Source organism: Ruegeria sp. BHSB172 (assembly GCF_059613165.1).
In genome coordinates, this window is sequence record NZ_JBXWRZ010000001.1 from 170041 (window position 1) to 188643 (window position 18603).

At 62.8% G+C, this 18603-nt stretch carries 14 protein-coding genes and 1 tRNA gene; 9 read left to right on the top strand and 6 right to left on the bottom strand.

Annotated elements, in window-relative coordinates; translation table 11 throughout:
• Positions 1–37 precede the first annotated feature (37 nt).
• Positions 38–111, top strand: a tRNA-Gly gene (locus AC2FM3_RS00825).
• A 40-nt stretch (positions 112–151) separates the two neighbouring features.
• Here AC2FM3_RS00825 and AC2FM3_RS00830 read toward each other — a convergent pair.
• A complete protein-coding gene (locus tag AC2FM3_RS00830) occupies positions 152–1006 on the bottom strand; it encodes a LysR family transcriptional regulator (RefSeq protein WP_496678288.1) in 855 nt (284 codons plus the stop codon).
• 86 nt (positions 1007–1092) lie between these two features.
• Between AC2FM3_RS00830 and AC2FM3_RS00835 the strand changes: the two genes are divergently transcribed.
• The 3 genes from AC2FM3_RS00835 (at position 1093) to AC2FM3_RS00845 (ending at position 3429) form a co-directional block, all read left to right on the top strand.
• Positions 1093–1560: a c-type cytochrome gene (locus tag AC2FM3_RS00835; RefSeq protein WP_496678291.1), complete on the top strand. Its 468-nt coding sequence runs from the start codon at positions 1093–1095 to the stop codon at positions 1558–1560.
• Between the two features lie 7 nt (positions 1561–1567).
• Positions 1568–2461, top strand: a complete 894-nt coding sequence (locus tag AC2FM3_RS00840) for a c-type cytochrome (protein ID WP_496678294.1) — start codon at positions 1568–1570, stop codon at positions 2459–2461.
• 191 nt (positions 2462–2652) lie between these two features.
• A complete protein-coding gene (locus tag AC2FM3_RS00845; RefSeq protein ID WP_496678296.1) occupies positions 2653–3429 on the top strand; it encodes a hypothetical protein in 777 nt (258 codons plus the stop codon).
• Between the two features lie 63 nt (positions 3430–3492).
• Here AC2FM3_RS00845 and AC2FM3_RS00850 read toward each other — a convergent pair whose 3' ends face one another.
• The 4 genes from AC2FM3_RS00850 to AC2FM3_RS00865 all read right to left on the bottom strand — a co-directional run bounded on the left by AC2FM3_RS00850 (position 3493) and on the right by AC2FM3_RS00865 (position 8568).
• The gene (locus AC2FM3_RS00850) at positions 3493–4134 is read right to left on the bottom strand and encodes a response regulator (RefSeq protein ID WP_496678297.1); all 642 of its coding nucleotides are present in this window, start codon (positions 4132–4134) and stop codon (positions 3493–3495) included.
• The gene (locus AC2FM3_RS00855) at positions 4131–5534 is read right to left on the bottom strand and encodes a sensor histidine kinase (protein ID WP_496678299.1); all 1404 of its coding nucleotides are present in this window, start codon (positions 5532–5534) and stop codon (positions 4131–4133) included. Before AC2FM3_RS00855 ends, AC2FM3_RS00850 begins: the two co-directional genes overlap by 4 nt.
• Before the next feature lie 109 nt (positions 5535–5643).
• Complete coding sequence (locus AC2FM3_RS00860; RefSeq protein WP_496678302.1) at positions 5644–6501, bottom strand: class I SAM-dependent methyltransferase; 858 nt, start codon at positions 6499–6501, stop codon at positions 5644–5646.
• Between the two features lie 24 nt (positions 6502–6525).
• A complete protein-coding gene (locus tag AC2FM3_RS00865; RefSeq protein WP_496678304.1) occupies positions 6526–8568 on the bottom strand; it encodes an ASKHA domain-containing protein in 2043 nt (680 codons plus the stop codon).
• Between the two features lie 217 nt (positions 8569–8785).
• Between AC2FM3_RS00865 and guaB the strand changes: the two genes are divergently transcribed.
• From guaB to AC2FM3_RS00880, 3 genes are all read left to right on the top strand, one after another.
• Positions 8786–10234, top strand: coding sequence for an IMP dehydrogenase (guaB, locus tag AC2FM3_RS00870; RefSeq protein WP_496678306.1), 1449 nt, complete (start codon positions 8786–8788; stop codon positions 10232–10234).
• Positions 10235–10267: 33 nt separating this feature from the next.
• Positions 10268–11425, top strand: coding sequence for an RsmB/NOP family class I SAM-dependent RNA methyltransferase (locus tag AC2FM3_RS00875; RefSeq protein ID WP_496678309.1), 1158 nt, complete (start codon positions 10268–10270; stop codon positions 11423–11425).
• 112 nt (positions 11426–11537) lie between these two features.
• Positions 11538–13829 (top strand): hybrid sensor histidine kinase/response regulator, encoded by a 2292-nt coding sequence (locus tag AC2FM3_RS00880; RefSeq protein ID WP_496678311.1) that lies wholly within the window; start codon positions 11538–11540, stop codon positions 13827–13829.
• A gap of 1 nt (position 13830) precedes the next feature.
• On the opposite strand, the gene AC2FM3_RS00885 is transcribed toward AC2FM3_RS00880, so the two are convergent.
• Positions 13831–14424: a gamma-glutamyl kinase gene (locus AC2FM3_RS00885; RefSeq protein ID WP_496678312.1), complete on the bottom strand. Its 594-nt coding sequence runs from the start codon at positions 14422–14424 to the stop codon at positions 13831–13833.
• A gap of 304 nt (positions 14425–14728) precedes the next feature.
• Here AC2FM3_RS00885 and recA point away from each other — a divergent pair, with 304 nt between their 5' ends.
• Together recA and alaS are read left to right on the top strand one after the other, a co-directional pair.
• Complete coding sequence (recA, locus tag AC2FM3_RS00890) at positions 14729–15793, top strand: recombinase RecA (protein ID WP_496678314.1); 1065 nt, start codon at positions 14729–14731, stop codon at positions 15791–15793.
• Between the two features lie 136 nt (positions 15794–15929).
• On the top strand, positions 15930–18602 hold the full coding sequence (gene alaS / locus AC2FM3_RS00895; protein ID WP_496678315.1) for an alanine--tRNA ligase: 2673 nt from the start codon (positions 15930–15932) through the stop codon (positions 18600–18602).
• The last annotated feature ends 1 nt before the right edge of the window (position 18603 follow it).

Consider the following 18603-nt stretch of genomic DNA (forward strand, 5'->3'; position numbering starts at 1 on the left):
ATCCCGGTGCGCATCCGGTGCTATTTCAGCTCCTGCGGCGGGTATGATGTAATGGTAGCCTGTCAGCTTCCCAAGCTGAACGCGCGGGTTCGATTCCCGCTACCCGCTCCAGATTTCTCTCACATTGCAATGTGTTGCGCTCGTTTTAGCGTCAGGCGTGCTCTGCTGCAAACAGCGGTCTAAGCCGTGCCAGCAGTTGGTCACGCACCAGCGCGAACCGGGGAGTGTGGGCAATCTCTTCCAGCATGGCGACCCAAAGGGGCACGGCCATTCCGGGGGGTGTTTCGGGGTCGCGCTTTAGTCTGGGGTCGGCGTCTCCGACGAAGGTCGGCAGGAACGTCCTGCCCGCTCCTTCGGCAGCCATCTGCCGCAGGACCAGGAAGCTGTCGGCACCGCTGATGATGGCCGCGGGCGCGATGTTGTCCGCCATCCACTGCGCGGGCATCGACTTGCCCAGCGCGCCTTGCAGGGCCAGCCATTTCTGGCCGGGCGTGCCATCGTAATAGACGGCAAAGCGCAGTGTGCCGGCCATCTGGCCGGTCAGGCCGCCATCCAATCCCGGGGACGGGCGCACCACGATATCCGCCGTCAGGCGGGTCAGGTCGTGATGCGTATTGTTGCTGAGCAAAGTGAATTCAAGCCCCGGAAACCGTTCCGAGATTCGGCGCAAGATACATGGCAGCACGATCTGGCACAGGCTGTCCGTCGAAGCGATCCGCACTTTTCCGACCGGGGACCGGTCGGCCCCTGCAATCGTACGATCCAGCGCCAGAACCGCGTTTTCGACATCCTCCATTGCGGCGAAGATCTGCTGTGCCTCGGGGCGGGGTACATAGCCGGACGTGGCTTTGCCGAACAGATGGCAACCGTGGCGCTGCTCGAACGCAGCGACCCGGCGCAGGACCGTGGCATGCGTAACGTTCAGGGCCGTCGCGGCAGCGTTCAATGAACCATGGCGACGGACGGCCAGCACGAAGCGGATGTCATCCCAGTTTGTCTTGTTCATAAATGAACAGGCTCAGCAAAATATCAAACAATTACAAGAAAAATTATTCAAGCTAGTCTTTGTGTGTTCAACAAGGGAGCAGAATTATGACCAAATATCTTTCTTTTGCGGCGGCCGGTCTTCTGTCGGTTGCGATCGTAGGTACCAGCATGGCGCAAGAGGCGAAGAACCCCGCAGTTAAGGCGCGGCAGTCTCTGATGTCGCTTTATGCGTTCAACATCGGTCAGTTGGGCGCCATGGCCAAGGGTGAGGCGGAATACGATGCCAAGGTCGCGGCGGCGGCGGCGAACAATCTGGCCACGCTGACCCAAGTCGATCAGTCGGCGATGTGGCCGGCCGGAACCGACAATGCGGGCGATCCGTCTTCGCGTGCTTTGCCGGCGATCTGGCAGAATTTCCCTGATGTCAGCGCCAAGGGGCAGGCCCTGGCCGAAGCCGCTGTTGCCATGCAGTCGGCCGCCGGGCAGGATCTTGATGCCCTGAAGGCCGCGATGGGGCCTCTGGGCGGGGCGTGTTCGGCGTGCCACAAGGCCTATCGCGCCCCCAAGGAGTAACGGTGGAATGCGAAAATGGGGATTCACGGCCGCCGCCTGCGCGGCCGTGATCGTGGGCGCGGGACTTTTCGTGACCCGCCCGCGTTTGGCTGATCCGGCGAGGTTGAGCGGTCTGGCTCCCGACATTGCGCAGGGTGAACAGGCGTTTCATGCCGCCGGCTGCGCGGCCTGCCATTCGGCACCCGGGGCCGAGGGCGATACCCGCCTGGTTTTGTCCGGTGGGCGCAGGTTTTCGACGCCGTTCGGTACCTTCGTCGCGCCCAACATATCCAGTGATCCGGTTCACGGGATCGGCGATTGGACGCCCGTCGATCTGGCAAGCGCGCTATGGCATGGCAGCAGCCCGGACCGACAGCATTATTACCCAGCCTTCCCCTATGCGTCCTACGTCAGGATGGCGCCGCAGGATGTCGTCTCGTTGCATGCCTTCCTGATGAGCCTTCCAGCCGACGCCACGCCCAATGCACCCCACGAGGTAGGTTTTCCGTTCAATCTGCGGCTGGCCTTGGGAGGGTGGAAGCTGCTGTTTCTGCGGTCTGGCTGGATCATGGACGGAGATCTGTCCGGCCAGCAGCAGCGCGGCCGCTACCTTGTCGAGGCTCTGGGCCATTGCGGAGAATGTCATACCCCGCGCAATGCCCTGGGCGGGTTGATCCTGTCGAAATGGCTGCAGGGCGCCCCGAATCCCAGCGGAAAGGGGCGCATCCCGGGGCTGGACCCCGATCAGCTGGACTGGTCCGAAGCGGATATTGCCGAGTATCTGAGGTCCGGGTTCACGCCGGACTATGACAGCGCCGGGGGCGAGATGGCCGAGGTGGTGCTGAATACCGCGAAGCTGAGCGACGCAGATCGTCTGGCCATTGCCAGCTATCTCAAGGCCATCCCCCAATCGCGCGATTGATTGACATCGAAATCGCGTTGTCTCGGCGTCAAGCCGGTACGTGTGCATCCTGATCGGATGAAAGACCTGTGGGGCAGGGTCCCAAGGGCCGAAAATTCGCCCGACCATGGGCCGATGTTGCCGTGTCCCCAGCCTGTTAGCCTTTTCCCAATAGCGTCAGGAAGGGCGTTTTGACAGGAAAGGATATCGAGATGAGCGTGAAAGCGAAAATCGCAAGGTTGTTGAGCACCGCAGCCCTGGCGTCAGCCTTCGCCGCCAGCCCCTATTCGCTGAGTTTTGACTTTGACTCCGGTTTCCATGTGGATCCCTCCTATGCTTTTGCAAAAAGCGGCAAAGGCAAGGATGGTGACGACGACCGCGACGATGACCGGGACGACGATCGGGATGATGACCGCGACGATGACCGAGACGACGATCGGGATGATGACCGCGACGATGACCGAGACGACGATCGGGATGATGACCGCGATGATGACCGGGACGACGACGATGATGACGACGACGACAAGTCCCGCAGCGGCAAAAGCAAGCGCGGCGGATCCGCTGCCGCGTCGGGATCGGGCAATGGCCCGGTGCGCGTGACCAAGATTGAAACCAGCGCCAGCGGCGTCGAGATTCGCTATTCAGACGGCACCAAGGAAGAAATCGAGAACGGGCGCTATGAACGCAAGAACGCGCAGAACCGTACGGTTGAGGAGCGACCGGCGACCGGCTCTGACTTGACCCGACTGCGTTCGCTGGCCGACAGCGTGACCATCAACAGCGTGCCGTCTGGTGGCAACAGTGCCGGTGGCCGGCCAGCCAAGGTTGAACGCCAGGGCAGCAATATCGAGGTGCGCTATACCAATGGCTGGAAAGAGGAAATCGAGGCCGGCCGGTACGAGTTGAAGGATCCATACAACCGGACAGTGGTCGAACGCCCGGCAACCTCGGCCGATATGCAGCGGTTGAACGCGATCACGAACTGAGCAAGCCGTCGAGCAAACCAAGTACGGCCTCCGGAATTTCCGGGGGCCGTTTTCAGTTGGGCGTCAGGTTTTCCAGGCGTCGTGGGCGATCAGCGCCGCCTCGACCCGGTTTCGGGCATGCAGCTTGGACAGAATGCTTGTCATATAATGCTTTACGGTCTTTTCCTGGAGCGTCAGCTCTTCGGCGATTTCGCGATTGCTCAGCCCTTGGGCCACGCGACGCAAGATTTCCTCTTCGCGATGCGTCAGGTCGCTCAGCCCGTCAGGTTCGGCCGCCTTGGTCTTGCTCTTTCCGATCGAGAACAGGACCCGCGCGGCCAGCCCGGGGGACACGACCCCTTCGCCGGCGGCGATGCTGCGCAGCGATCCGGTCAAGGCGCTGGCCGTGACGCCCTTTAGGATGTAACCCGTCGCCCCGGCCTCCAGCGCGTCGGCGACGTCGTTGCTGTCCTCGGAGACGGTCAGAATGGCAATGCGCGGTGGATCCTCCATGGCCGCGATCTGCCGCGTGGCGGCGATTCCGCCGCCCGGCATGGACAGGTCCAGGATGACGAGGTCGGGTTTGTGGTCTCGGGTCAGTTGCACGGCCTCATTGGCGCTCTCGCCGGCCGCCAGCACCTTGAATTCACCCGAATCTTCCAATGTCCGGCGCAATCCGTCCCGAAAAATCGGGTGATCGTCCGCCAATACGATTGTCGTGGTCATCTCGGCCTCGCTTGCCTGTGAAACAGAGTCATTTTGATCGTTGTTCCCGCACCGGGGGCGGTTTTGAGCTCGAAACGCCCTCCGATGCTTTCCACCCGGTCGCGCAGCCCCATCAGGCCCTGACCGCCCTCGGTGCCCAGCTTGATGGCGTCTGACGGATCGAACCCCGGACCATCATCAGCGACCGCCACCGACAGCTCGTCGGGGCTTGAAGCGCAGGTAACGGTGCATTTCGCCCCTTGTGCGTGACGGGCGGCATTCGACAGGGCCTCCTGCACGAACCGGAAAACGCACAGCTTTTCGGCGTAGGACAACGCGGGCATCACGTCGCCGCTGATCGACAACTCGGGGGCGGGCGCGTCGGGAACCGACCGGTCGCTGGCGGCGCGCACGATCACGTCCTCAAGGTCCAGCGTCTCTATGTCGGGGGCCGCCAGCCCGCGGGACAGGGCGCGGATCTCGGTCAGCGCGCGTTGAATCGATTGGTGAACCTCGTGGGCGACCTTGTTGCCGGACCCGTCTTGGGGAAAGGCCGAATCCAACCGCAGCGCTGCCAACGCCAGATACTGGGCCGGGCCGTCATGCAGCTCGGCGCCGAGTTTGCGCAGAAAGCGGTCGGTTTGGGCGGTTGACCGGTCCGATGCCTCGATCACCCGCGCGCGCAGGTCGGCGTTTTGTTGCGACATTTTCAGGCTGTCGGCCAGACGGGTCTTCAACAGGTCGGACTGGGTGCGGATCGTCCGGTCGCCGACCGCCACGATCAGGTATAGGATCAGCGTGCTCAGCCCGAAGGTCGTGGCCACCACCAGCCAACTGGTGCGTCTGGCCTGCATCAGGTCGGTCTGCAACTGATCCGCGCGCTGATAGAACTCGCCGACGGCGATGATCTCGCCGGACCAGATCTCGCGTATGGGGCTGTAGACTTCCAGCAGCGGAATGCCCATCGCGGCCTCGGCCTGGTTCTCGGCGCGGTCTAGTTTCTCGAACGAACCCGAGATCTGCCCCGACCAGGCGCGTTTCAGATCGTCGGTGGGGGGAAACGTGCGTCCGATGATGTCGGGGTCTGACGCATGGGCGATCAGCCCGTCCTTTTTCCATATCTTGTACGAGACGATCCGCTCTTGCATCGATTGCTGATCGAACAGTTCGGACACGGCCCGCGCTGCCGGGTCCGAAAGGCTGTCGCCGTGGGCTAGTTCCTGGCTGAGCGGCGACAGGATGCTTTCCATGTAGAGGGCTGCGGAATTGGCAGAGTTCTGTACGACCGCATCTTCGATCCGGCCCGTGACCCAGCCGCCGATTACGACAGCGCCGGTCCCCATAACCACGACGCTGGCCGCAAGATAGGCGCGGGACAGGGACCAATTTCCTGAACTGAGATCGGGCTTTGGTAGTTTCATGCTGCCCCCACTATTGCCCGGCCGATCGCCCTTTGCCACGGACCTTGGTCGGAAAAGGTCGCCCAGGATGCGGCATTGGCCGCAATGGGTGCAACGGCCAGGGGCCGCCTTAGGCGGCGCGGCGGGCCTGAAACAGGTTGATGACCGCGGGCAGCCCGGGATTACCATCGACGACGAAGCGTTCAAATTCGCTTTTAACTGCGCGCTGGATGATGCGGGCGTCGTCCTCGGACCCGTCGAAATGCGCGATGACTCGCGCGGCAGGCCCCACGCGGGTACACAGGCTGGCCGTTTCCTCGACGCTGTTCAGGCCGGGCAGGCGCAGGGTCACAGGTTCGCCGGAAACATCGCGCAGCCCGGCCTGGGTCATCAGGCGGGTGACGCGGTCGATGTCCTGAAAGGCCAGCGGGCCGGGCGCGTGGCGTCCGTATTTGGGTGGGTGGCCCAGATGCGCCGTGGCGGCCACATGCGGCACCCGAAACCACGGGTTGTCGGACAGCGGCCCCCAGGCGGCAAAGATCATCCGTCCGCCCGGAACCAGTGCCCTTGCGATATTGGCAAAAGCGGCGACTGGATCGTCGAAGAACATCACCCCAAAACGCGAAATAGCCACGTCGCGGGATTCCGGCTCGAACGGTGCGACTTGGGCATCGGCCAGTTGAAACGCGGTGTTGGGCAGGCCGGCCGCGTCGGCACGCAGTGCGGCTCGGTCAAGAAACGGGCCCGAGATATCGGCACCCAGAACGTGCCCCTCGGGTCCGACTGCGCGCGCCGCAGCGACCGTGCTGGCACCGGTGCCACAGCCTATGTCCAGCACCCGCAGGCCGGACGTCAGTTCGGCGCGCTCCAGAACCAGGTCCAGAACCGGGGCCAGCATATGGTCCAGTTTGTCCTCGAAGGTCAACCACTTGGTGCCTGACGCCGAGTTTCCCCAGTATTCAGCTTGTTCTTCATTCGCCAGTTGCAAGGACGCCCTCCGCGTTTCGCTCGACTATGCCTTTCTGCGGCGACGGCGGCCAGTTTTTTCCGCATCGCCCCCGGTGTTGAAGGACGGGGCGGGCAGGCTGACGACCCTCGCCAGTTCTGGGAACGGGTCGGTCTTGTGCGGGATCGCGTTGGCGGCGACGAAATGCTCTTGGAATTTCGGCTCGATCGCGGTTTCGACCTTGGTGATCTCGCGCACCACGCGCTCGATCTCGGCACGGGCGGCGATGTTGCACAGCGCGATGCGCGCGCCGGTACCGGCGGCGTTGCCCGCGCTCGAGACCTTGTCCAGCGGCGCGTCGGGGATCATGCCTAGAACCATCGCATGTTTGGTCGAGATATGGGCGCCGAACGCCCCGGCCAGCACCACGCGATCCACCTTGTCCACGCCCATCTCGTCCATCAGCAGCCGCGCCCCGGCATAGAGCGCGGATTTCGCCAACTGGATCGCCCGAATGTCGCCCTGGGTCACGGTGATGCGTGGGCCACCTTCGGCGCTGGCATCATGGATCAGGTAGGAATGAGTGCGGCCCTCGGGGATGCAGCGGCTGGAGCCGGTCTGTTCGGCCGAGCCGATCAGGCCGCTCTCGTCCAGCAGGCCGGCCAAGCGCATTTCGGCCACCGCCTCGATGATGCCCGACCCGCAGATGCCGGTGATGCCGGTGGTGGCGATGTCCGTCTCGAACCCGTCTTCGTCCGACCACTTGTCCGAGCCGATCACGCGGAACCGGGGTTCCTTGGTCACCGGGTCGATCTGAATGCGCTCGATCGCGCCGGGCGCGGCGCGCTGGCCCGAACTGATCTGCGCGCCCTCGAACGCCGGTCCGGTGGGCGAGGAACATGCCAGCACGCGGGTCGTGTTGCCCAGCAGGATCTCGGCATTGGTGCCGACGTCCACGATCAACACCAGGTCCTGCGACTTGCCCGGCTCTTCGCTCAGCGCTACGGCGGCGCAGTCGGCCCCCACATGGCCCGCGATGCAGGGCAGGATGTAGACCTGCGCGCGCGGGTTCATCGTGGTCAGATCCATCTCGCGCGCGGGCAGCGAGACACTTTCGGATGTGGCCAGCGCGAAGGGCGCCTGGCCCAGCTCGACTGGGTCCAGACCCAGCAGCAGGTGGTGCATGACCGGGTTGCAGACGAATACCGTTTCCACGATCAGGGCCGGGTCGATCCCGGCCTCGTCGGCGATCGAGGTGACCAGCTCGTTGATCGCCTCGCGCACGGCCCGAGTCATTTCCTGATCACCGCCAAGGTTCATCATGGCATAAGAGACGCGGCTCATGAGGTCCTCGCCGAACCGGATTTGCGGGTTCATCAGGCCGGAGGAGGCCTTGACCTCGCCGGTTTCCAGATCGGTCAGATGCGCGGCGATGGTGGTCGAGCCGAGGTCGATGGCCAGCCCGTACAGCCCGTTTTCGTGCAGGCCGGGCCAGATTTCGACAATGCGCGCCACGCTGTCCTTGTGGCCTTTATGCAGGGCGACCGTGACCTCCCACTTGCCCTTGCGCAGGGTCGGCTGAAGTTTGGACAGAAGCGATAGGTCGGCGGTGACGGCGTCGATCTGCCACTGCTCGCGCAGGGCACGCTCCAGCCGTTCCAGATCGCCGGTGGGCGAGTGCATGTCCGGTTCCTCGACCACCACGAAATAAAGGCGCGTGGCCGGGTCCATGGTAATGGCCCGCGCGGCGGCGGCCTTGCGCACCACCTGGCGGTGAACCTGGCTTTCGGGTGGAACGTCGATCACCACGTCACCCTGAACGGTGGCCTGACAGCCCAAACGCCGGCCCGGTTTCAGACCGCGCTTGTCGTCATAGCGCTGCTCGACCGCGTTCCATTCGCTCAGCGCGTCTTCGCGGACCGTGACGCCATGTTTTGGAAACTCGCCATAGCTGGGCGTGATCTGGCATTTCGAGCAGATCCCGCGCCCGCCGCAGACCGAATCCAGATCGACCCCTAGCTGCCGGGCCGCCGTCAGGATCGGAGTGCCAACGGGAAAATGTCCGCGTTTGCCCGAAGGGGTAAAGACGACAAGGGGATCGGTGGTCATGGATGGCCTGCCTTTTCGATATTCGCGCGTATGGCGGCAAGATATGGGTTTCGAGGCAAAGGGAAAGGCCAATCCGCGGCAGGTTTTGCACGGCTTGCGTCGTTTTCCGCGCCATCGCGGCGGTTTGTGGGCGAACAAGTTGGGGCAGGGGCTTTTCCTTTTGTCGAAACCATGCAATAGGGTCACCGCCAAACGGGGTTTTGCATGGGGTTAGCAGATGCAGATTCGTGAGGCACTCACCTTTGATGACGTTCTTTTGGTTCCGGCGGCCTCGTCGGTGCTGCCGGCAACGGCAGACACGTCCACGCGCGTGACGCGCGCGATCACCATGAACATACCGCTGCTCAGCTCGGCCATGGACACTGTGACCGAGGCGCGCATGGCCATCGCGATGGCACAGGCCGGCGGCATCGGGGTGATCCACAAAAACTTGACGGTCGAAGAACAGGCCCGTGAGGTGCGCCGGGTCAAGCGTTTCGAATCCGGCATTGTCTACAATCCCGTCACCCTGCGCGCCAATCAGACGCTGGCCGATGCCAAGGCCTTGGTCGAGCGCTACAACTTCACCGGGTTCCCGGTGGTGGATGACGAAGGCCGCGTCGTCGGCATCGTAACCAATCGCGACATGCGCTTTGCCACCTCGGACGACCAGCCAATCCGAGCGATGATGACCTCGGACAACCTGGCCATGCTGCAAGAACCGGCCGACCGGGAAGAAGCCATCAGCCTGATGAAGGCCCGCCGGATCGAAAAGCTGCTGGTTGTGGACGCCAACGGCAAGCTGACCGGACTGCTGACGCTGAAGGATACCGAGCAAGCGGTGCTGAATCCAACGGCCTGCAAAGACGATCTGGGCCGGCTGCGCGTCGCGGCGGCCACATCGGTTGGCGATGCCGGTTTCGAACGGTCCGAGCGGTTGGTGGATGCGGGTGTCGACATCATCGTGGTCGATACTGCGCACGGCCATTCCCAAGGGGTGCTGGACGCGGTGAAGCGGATCAAGGCCCTGTCGAACGAAGTGCAGATCATCGCAGGCAACGTCGCCACCGCAGACGCGACCAAGGCGCTGATCGACGCCGGTGCCGATGCGGTAAAGGTCGGGATCGGGCCAGGCTCGATCTGCACCACGCGCATGGTCGCCGGTGTCGGCGTGCCGCAACTGACCGCGATCATGGATTGCGCAGCGGCCGCCGGAGACGTTCCGGTCATCGCCGATGGTGGTATCAAGTTCTCGGGCGATTTCGCCAAGGCCATCGCGGCGGGGGCGTCCTGCGCCATGGTTGGCTCGATGATCGCGGGCACCGACGAAAGCCCGGGCGAGGTGATCCTGTATCAGGGCCGTTCGTTCAAGTCCTATCGCGGCATGGGCAGCCTGGGCGCGATGGCGCGCGGCTCGGCTGATCGCTATTTCCAAAAAGACGCCGCGAATGACAAGCTGGTGCCCGAAGGGATCGAGGGGCAGGTGCCCTACAAAGGCTCGGCCAGCGCCGTCGTGCACCAGTTGGTCGGCGGCCTGCGTGCGGCCATGGGCTATACCGGATGTGCCACGATCGAAGAGATGCGGCGCAACTGTCAGTTCGTCAAGATCACCGGCGCGGGCCTGAAGGAAAGCCATGTGCATGACGTGCAGATCACCCGCGAAAGCCCCAACTACCGCATCATGTAAAGGCGCCAACGGGTTGCCCGAACGGATCAGCAGATGACACCAGCCGCGCGGGTTCAGGCCGCCATCGAAATCCTTGACGACATCCTATCGGGTGCGCCCGTCGAAAAGGCTTTGACCGGCTGGGCGCGGCGCAGGCGCTTCGCCGGGTCCAAGGATCGCGCGGCCATCCGCGACCACGTGTTCGATGCAGTCCGGTGCATGCGGTCCTACGCGGCGCGCGGCGGAGCGATGACCGGGCGTGGGTTGATGCTGGGTGCGCTGCGCGCCGCGGGCGAAGAGCCGGACGATTTTTTCTCTGGGGATCGGCACGCACCGGCGCCGGTGCAGGACAACGAGGTCGGACGCGCCTTTGCCACCGTGGCCGAGGAACATGATATCCCCGAATGGCTGTGGCCGATCTTCGAGCGGTCCCTCGGTGATCTGGCGCGCCCCACCGCCGTCGCCTTGCAGCGGCGGGCGCCGGTCCATCTGAGGGTGAATCTTGCCCGGGCAGATGTGGAAACCGCCGTCTCGACGCTGCTGTCCGATGGTGTCGAGGTGGTCCCGCATCCAGCCTGCGCAACCGCGCTCGAAGTCGTCTCGGGTGCGCGTCGTGTATCGAACGGCCAGGCCTATGCGCGCGGGCTAGTCGAACTTCAGGACGCGGCCAGCCAGGCGGTGGTTGCCGAGTTGGACCCAAAGCCCGGCATGCGGGTTCTGGATTTCTGTGCAGGCGGCGGCGGCAAGGCCCTGGCGATGGCTGCCCACACGGATGTAAAGGTCTTTGCCCATGACGCAAACCCGGCCCGGATGCGGGATTTGCCGGTGCGGGCGGGCAGGGCCGGGGTAAGCGTGACGCTGCTGGCGCCGCATGAGGTCGCCCGACACGGCCCTTTCGACCTGGTGCTGGTGGATGCGCCCTGTTCGGGCAGCGGATCCTGGCGCCGCGCGCCCGCCGGCAAATGGGCCTTGACACCGGACCGGCTGACCGAGCTGTCCGGCATTCAGGACAGCATTCTTGACCAGGTGGCGCCGTTGGTCACCGGACAGGGTGTGCTGGCCTATGCCACCTGTTCGCTGCTGGATGTCGAGAATGACCGGCGCGTCGACCGGTTTCTGGCGGAACACCCAGACTGGACGTGCGGGTTCCGAAAATTGTGGCAAGTTGCACACGGAACCGATGGGTTCTTCACTGCTCACTTGACGAGATAGCCACGGGCTGGAAACAACTCAAGGTAGAAGTTAGCGCCGAGGCTTGCGTTAACGTCATATTTACCATCCGTGTGCCCGACTGCATGCGGGGCGAATTGAAACAGGCTATTTTATGACGCAGACGGATGGGGCGGTACCCAGGCTGAACGACAGATCATTGCCCAGTTGGTCGCGGATGCTGTCTTTGCTGGGGGCGGCCATGGGCGTGTGCATGCTGCCGATGCTGTCGGCAGTCCCTGATGAATGGACGCCCGGCATTCTGGCGGTCGGCGGGTCTTTTCTGGCGGTATTTTTCTTCGTGTCGCTTCGTGGCTTGCTTGAGGAACGCGCGAACAGCAAGGTCAGGGCGATACTGGCTGCCTTTCTGGAAAAGGAACCCGCGCCTGGCTTTATCTCCGATTCCGACGGGACCATTGTCATCGCCAATTCAGCGGCCCGAAGCCGGTTCAACGCCGGTCCTGGCGTCCGGCTGGATCGGTGTCTGCGGTCCGTCTTCGCCAACCCGTCGCCCATTTTGCTGCGCATGCATTCTCGGGCCGTGGCCCATGGCCGGGCGGCCGAAGACATCGTGAGCAGGGGCGCCAGCATTCCGGTCCTGACCGTCGATCTCGGCGACGGCCTGTTCTTGTGGCGAATCAAGGCATCGGGACGCCAGCTGTGGTCGCATGTGTCGGTTCCGGTGGTCACTTTGGGGCACAAGGACAGTGTGCTTGCGGCAAATCCGCCTGCGCAAGAACTGCTGAGCCGGGCCCCCGATGCGCTGCAACAGATCCTTTCAGCCAGGACTTCGAAGGGCGCTAGCATGGTTCGCATCGAAGGAAACGATGCAGTGCGCCGCATCTGTGTCACCGAACTGAAGAGGACGAACTCGGGCCGAGACCTGGCGTTGATCGAGATCGACGACACCAAACCGACCCAATGGGCGCCGGCGGTGGACGACTTGCCTGTGCCGCTGTTGCGGTTGTCGCTGACCGGAGATGTCATCGAGGCCAATCACCTTGCTGCGAAACTGTTGGGTGACTTTCCTGTCGGCCAGACCAACATCGGTGAGATCATGCAGGGATTGAACCGCCCGGTATCCGCATTGTTGACGGATGTGGCTCAGCGCGAGGCCCCCCCATGTTCCGAGTTTCTGCGGCTGAGTCGGAAGGACAAGGACATCTATGTTCAGGTCACCCTGTCCCGGGTCGTTAATGATGGTGAGGTCGGTCTGCTGGCCGTACTGCATGATGCGACGGAATTGAAGACGCTGGAAGCACAGTTCGTTCAGGGCCAGAAGATGCAGGCCGTCGGGCAGTTGGCCGGCGGCGTCGCGCATGACTTCAACAACCTGCTGACCGCGATTTCAGGTCACTGCGATCTGCTGCTGCTGCGGCACGAGGCGAGTGATCCTGACTATGCGGACTTGGTGCAAATCAACCAGAACGCCAACCGCGCGGCCGCCCTTGTGGGGCAGTTGCTGGCGTTTTCCCGCAAACAGACGTTGCGGCCCGAAGTCCTGGACCTGCGCGACACCATTTCCGACCTGATCCACCTTCTGAACCGACTGGTGGGCGAGAAGATCCGGCTGGTCCTCAGCCACGACCCGGTGTTGAAGCCCGTGCGGGCGGACAAGCGTCAGTTGGAACAGGTGTTGATGAACCTCGTAGTCAACGCGCGTGACGCCATGCCAGAGGGGGGCGATATCCGCATCGAGACCGAAGTCGTCGTGTTGACCGAAGAATTCAGACGTGACCGGGCAACCGTCGCGCCCGGCGAATATGTTTCGGTCAAGGTCATCGACAGCGGAATCGGTATACCGGGGGACAAGCTGGACAAGGTGTTCGAGCCGTTCTTCACCACGAAGCGCACCGGCGAAGGCACCGGGCTGGGGTTGTCAACGGTTTACGGGATCGTCAAGCAGACCGGCGGGTTCATCTTCGTGGACAGCGTCGAAGGCCGCGGCTCTGAATTCAACGTACTGCTGCCGGTGTGCAGTACGGCCGAAACCGAAAAGCCGCCGGAACACAAGGCCGAGGAACAGGGCGCCAACCATACCGGCGAGGGCGTGGTTCTGCTGGTCGAAGACGAGGCGCCGGTCAGGGCCTTTGCGACCCGCGCCTTGCGTCTGAAGGGCTATACTGTGCTCGAAGCCGGTTCCGCCGAGGAAGCGCTGAAACTCCTCGAAGACCCGGATCTGCATGTCGATGTCTTTGTGACCGATGTGGTCATGCCGGGTATGGACGGCCCGACCTGGGTCTCCAAGGCGCGCATCGACAGGCCGGACGTGCGGGTGGTGTTCATGTCGGGATACACCGAGGGCGCCTTTGGCGAGTCCGGTCCGGAAATGCCCGACGCAAGTTTCCTGCCCAAGCCGTTTTCGCTGACGCAACTGGCCGAATCGGTGCAGCAGCATCTGAGCTGAGTCATCTGGCCCGAGCGTACAGGTCGAACTCGGCCGCGTGGATCTTGCGAAACCGTCGCTCGGTCTCCGGCGCGATGTCCATCTGGCGTTTTGGCGACACGTTTTCCTGGGTCAGGTTGATTTCGGTTTTCAAACGGTCCTGCAGGAATTCGAGGATTGCTTGCTGGTTGTCATAGCGAAAAATATGGGTCGCACCGCGGCCATTGCTGCGCGTTCTGAAAAATTCGGATTGGCTGCCCACGTCGGCAAAGGCTGGGCGCGGTGTGCGCAAGTAGCCTTGAACGAAGGCGTCGAAGCTGAGGTCATGTGTCGCCTTTTCGTGACCCTGCAATTCAGGCCGCGATCGGTACCTGTACCAACTGCCCAGCCAATCCAGGGGCTCGCGGACAACGGCCATGACTTCGAGTTCGGTATCGTACATCTTCAAGAAAATGTTCTGAAAGAACCGGTCGAACCGGCGCACCGGCGCGTGTTTAAGATCGGGAGGGCCGGACACAACAATATCGGCCCGATCACGCAGCGATTTGAAATACGCGGTGCTGCCGGTCTTGGGGACGGACAGCAAAGCCAGTCGTTCTTTGAAGAATATCAGCATGAAACTACTGCCCGACGCTAAACCTGTTTATGGGACAATGTTTGGCCGGGCTTGTCTGCAAGGTCAATGATGCGGCCGGATTCGCAGCGCGAATTGCAGAAAAAAGCGCTATTTATCAGCGCTTTGCGCGATCATGACGCGACCCAAGCCTCAAGTAAACGTCTCGTTAACATCTTTTGTTGAAAGTAAATCCTGAAAGTTTTGGTTGAAATGTTCACTTTTTGATCTCATAAGGAACAAGAGGCGAACAAAGCAGCGATTGCCGCCCGGTTTCGGGTGTGACAAAAGGGAAGGCGACAGGACAATGGCGGATCTTCTGACGATGAGCGACAAGAAAAACGCGGACAAGCAAAAGGCGCTCGACAGCGCGCTGGCCCAGATCGAGCGGCAGTTCGGCAAGGGGTCGATCATGAAACTGGGCGACGGCGCCCGACAGGAGATCGAGGCCAGTTCGACCGGCTCTCTGGGGTTGGACATCGCCCTGGGCATCGGCGGCTTGCCGATGGGTCGGATCGTCGAAATTTACGGCCCGGAAAGCTCGGGCAAGACGACCCTGACCCTGCATTGCATCGCAGAACAGCAGAAACGCGGTGGTGTGTGTGCGTTCGTCGATGCGGAACATGCGCTGGACCCGCAATACGCCCGCAAGCTGGGGGTGGATCTGGACGAGCTTCTGATCTCGCAGCCCGATACGGGTGAACAGGCGCTGGAAATCACCGATACGCTGGTGCGTTCCGGGGCGGTCAACATGGTCGTGGTGGACTCGGTGGCGGCGCTGACGCCGAAATCCGAGTTGGAAGGCGACATGGGCGACAGCAATGTGGGCGTGCAGGCCCGGTTGATGAGCCAGGCAATGCGCAAGCTGACCGGCTCGATCGCCCGCAGCAACTGCATGGTGATCTTCATCAACCAGATCCGCATGAAGATCGGCGTCATGTTCGGCAGCCCGGAAACGACGACCGGGGGCAACGCCCTCAAATTCTACAGCTCGGTCCGCCTGGATATCCGCCGCATCGGCGCGATCAAGGACCGCGACGAGGTGGTCGGCAACCAGACCCGCGTGAAAGTGGTCAAGAACAAGGTGGCGCCGCCGTTCAAGCAGGTGGAATTCGACATCATGTATGGCGAAGGCATCAGCAAGATGGGCGAATTGCTGGACCTGGGCGTCAAGGCCGGCGTGGTCGAGAAATCGGGCTCGTGGTTCAGCTATGGCGACGAACGGATCGGGCAGGGGCGGGAAAACGCCAAGCAGTACTTGCGCGAGAACAGCCGGATTGCGCTGGAGATCGAAGACAAGATCCGTGCCGCGCACGGGCTGGAGTTCGACATGCCGCCCGGGGCGGACGAGGACGACATCCTCGAAGCGTGATCGACCGGGTCAAAGACAGGCAGGGTGGTCCTTTGGGCCGCCCTGTTTCGTTTGCGGTGCAGCAATCCTGTGGACTATCGGCGGGCGGGGGGCTAAACCGTCGCGACAGATCATGACTGCGCGCTGAGAGAGCCCAATGCCCACGCTGAACGATATCCGCTCAACCTTTCTGAACTACTTTGCCAAACAAGGGCACGAAGTGGTTGCGTCGAGCCCGCTGGTGCCGCGCAACGACCCGACCCTGATGTTCGTCAACTCGGGCATGGTGCAGTTCAAGAACCTGTTCACCGGCCTCGAGACCCGCGACTACAAACGCGCTACCACCGCGCAGAAATGCGTGCGTGCCGGCGGCAAGCACAACGATCTGGACAATGTCGGTTACACGGCCCGCCACCATACTTTCTTCGAGATGCTGGGCAACTTCTCGTTTGGGGATTACTTCAAGGAAGCGGCGATTCCCTTCGCCTGGGAGTTGATCACCAAGGAGTTCGGGATCGACAAGAACCGGCTGCTGACGACGGTCTATCATACCGACGACGAAGCGTTCGAAATCTGGAAGAAGGTCGGCGTTCCCGAGGACAGGATCATCCGCATCGCCACCAGCGACAACTTCTGGCAGATGGGCCCCACCGGCCCCTGCGGCCCCTGCACCGAGATCTTCTATGATCACGGCGATCACATCTGGGGTGGTCCTCCGGGATCGGCCGAAGAGGACGGCGATCGATTCATCGAGATCTGGAACATCGTCTTCATGCAGAACGAGCAGTTCGAGGACGGCTCGATGCGTGAACTGGACATGCAGTCGATCGATACCGGCATGGGTTTGGAACGGATCGGTGCGCTGCTGCAGGGCAGCCACGACAACTATGATACGGATCTGTTCAAAACTCTGATCGAGGCGTCGGCGGATGTGACCAATGTCGACCCCTACGGCGATCAGAACGTGCATCACCGGGTGATCGCCGACCACCTGCGGTCGACCTCGTTCCTGATTGCGGATGGTGTGATGCCGTCGAATGACGGGCGCGGCTATGTGCTGCGCCGGATCATGCGCCGGGCCATGCGTCACGCGCATCTGCTAGGCGCCAAGGATCCGGTCATGCACCGGTTGGTGCCCACGCTGGTGCAACTGATGGGCGCGCAATATTCAGAGCTGGGCCGGGCGCAGGCGCTGATCGAGGAAACGCTGCTGTTGGAGGAAACCCGGTTCAAGCAGACGCTGGACCGCGGCCTCAAGCTGCTGGATGACGAAGTGGCGGGCCTGCCCGACGGTGCGCCCTTGCCCGGCGAGGCTGCGTTCAAACTGTATGACACCTATGGCTTTCCGCTGGATTTGACGCAGGACGCCCTGCGTGAGAAGGGCCGGACCGTGGACACCGAAGGGTTCGATGCTGCGATGGCCGAACAGAAGGCCAAGGCTCGGGCCGCCTGGGCGGGATCGGGGGAAGCCGCCGATCAGGCCGTGTGGTTCGACGTTCTGGACGCCGCCGGTGCGACCGATTTCCTGGGCTACGAGACCGAGAAAGCCGAGGGCCAGGTCTTGGCCGTTATCCGCGACGGGGCGCTGGTGGAGAAGCTGGAGCCGGGTGAAAGCGGTTGGATCGTCACGAACCAGACGCCGTTCTATGGCGAAGCCGGTGGTCAGGTCGGCGATACCGGCGTCATTCGGCGCCTGGAGGACCGCGACGAGGTTGCTCTGGTCGAAGACACCAAGAAGTTCGCCGACGGCAAGGTGATCGCGCACAAGGTTACAATCGAGCGTGGCCCATTTGCCAAGGGCGAGGCGGTGGAACTTGAGGTCGACCATGCCCGTCGCAGCGCGATCCGGGCCAACCACTCGGCCACGCACCTGCTGCACGAGGCCCTGCGCGAAACGCTGGGGGCGCATGTGGCGCAGCGCGGTTCTCTGAACGCCGCAGACCGTCTGCGTTTCGATTTCAGCCACACGAAGGCGATGACGCCAGAGGAAATCGAAACGGTCGAGCGTGAGGTCAACGCCTTCATCCGTCAGAACTCGCCGGTCGAAACCCGGATCATGACGCCGGACGATGCCCGTAAGCTGGGCGCGCAGGCGCTGTTCGGCGAGAAATACGGCGACGAGGTGCGCGTGGTTTCGATGGGCAAGGCGCCCACGGGCAAAGGTCATGACGGCGAGACCTGGTCGATCGAACTGTGCGGCGGCACCCATGTGCGCCACACGGGTGACATCGGCACCTTTGTCATCCTGGGCGACAGCGCCAGCAGCGCCGGCGTGCGTCGGATCGAGGCTTTGACGGGGGATGCCGCCCTCGAATACCTCTCGACCCAGGATCGCCGTCTTGTGCAGGTCGCGTCCGAACTCAAGGCGCAGCCCGAGGATGTGGTGAGTCGGGTCAAGGCCCTGCTGGACGAACGCAAGGCCCTGCAGAACGAGGTTGCACAGCTGCGCCGCGAACTGGCCATGGCCGGAGGCGCGGGGCAGGCAAACGGTGCCGTGGCCAAGGACGTCAACGGCATAAAGTTCCTGGCCCAGGCCCTAAGCGGGGTCTCGGGCAAGGACCTGCCGGCCTTGATCGACGAACATAAAAGTCGACTCGGCTCGGGCGCGGTTCTGTTGATTGCCGACAGCGGTGGAAAAGCCGCGGTTGCGGCCGGCGTGACCAACGACCTGACGCAGAAGATCTCGGCGGTCGATCTGGTTCGGGCGGCCGTGCAGGAACTGGGCGGCAAGGGCGGCGGTGGACGCCCCGACATGGCTCAGGGCGGCGGACGCGATCCGTCGAATGCAGCCGCGGCCATCAAGGCGGCGGAACTGGTATTGGGAGGTTAGA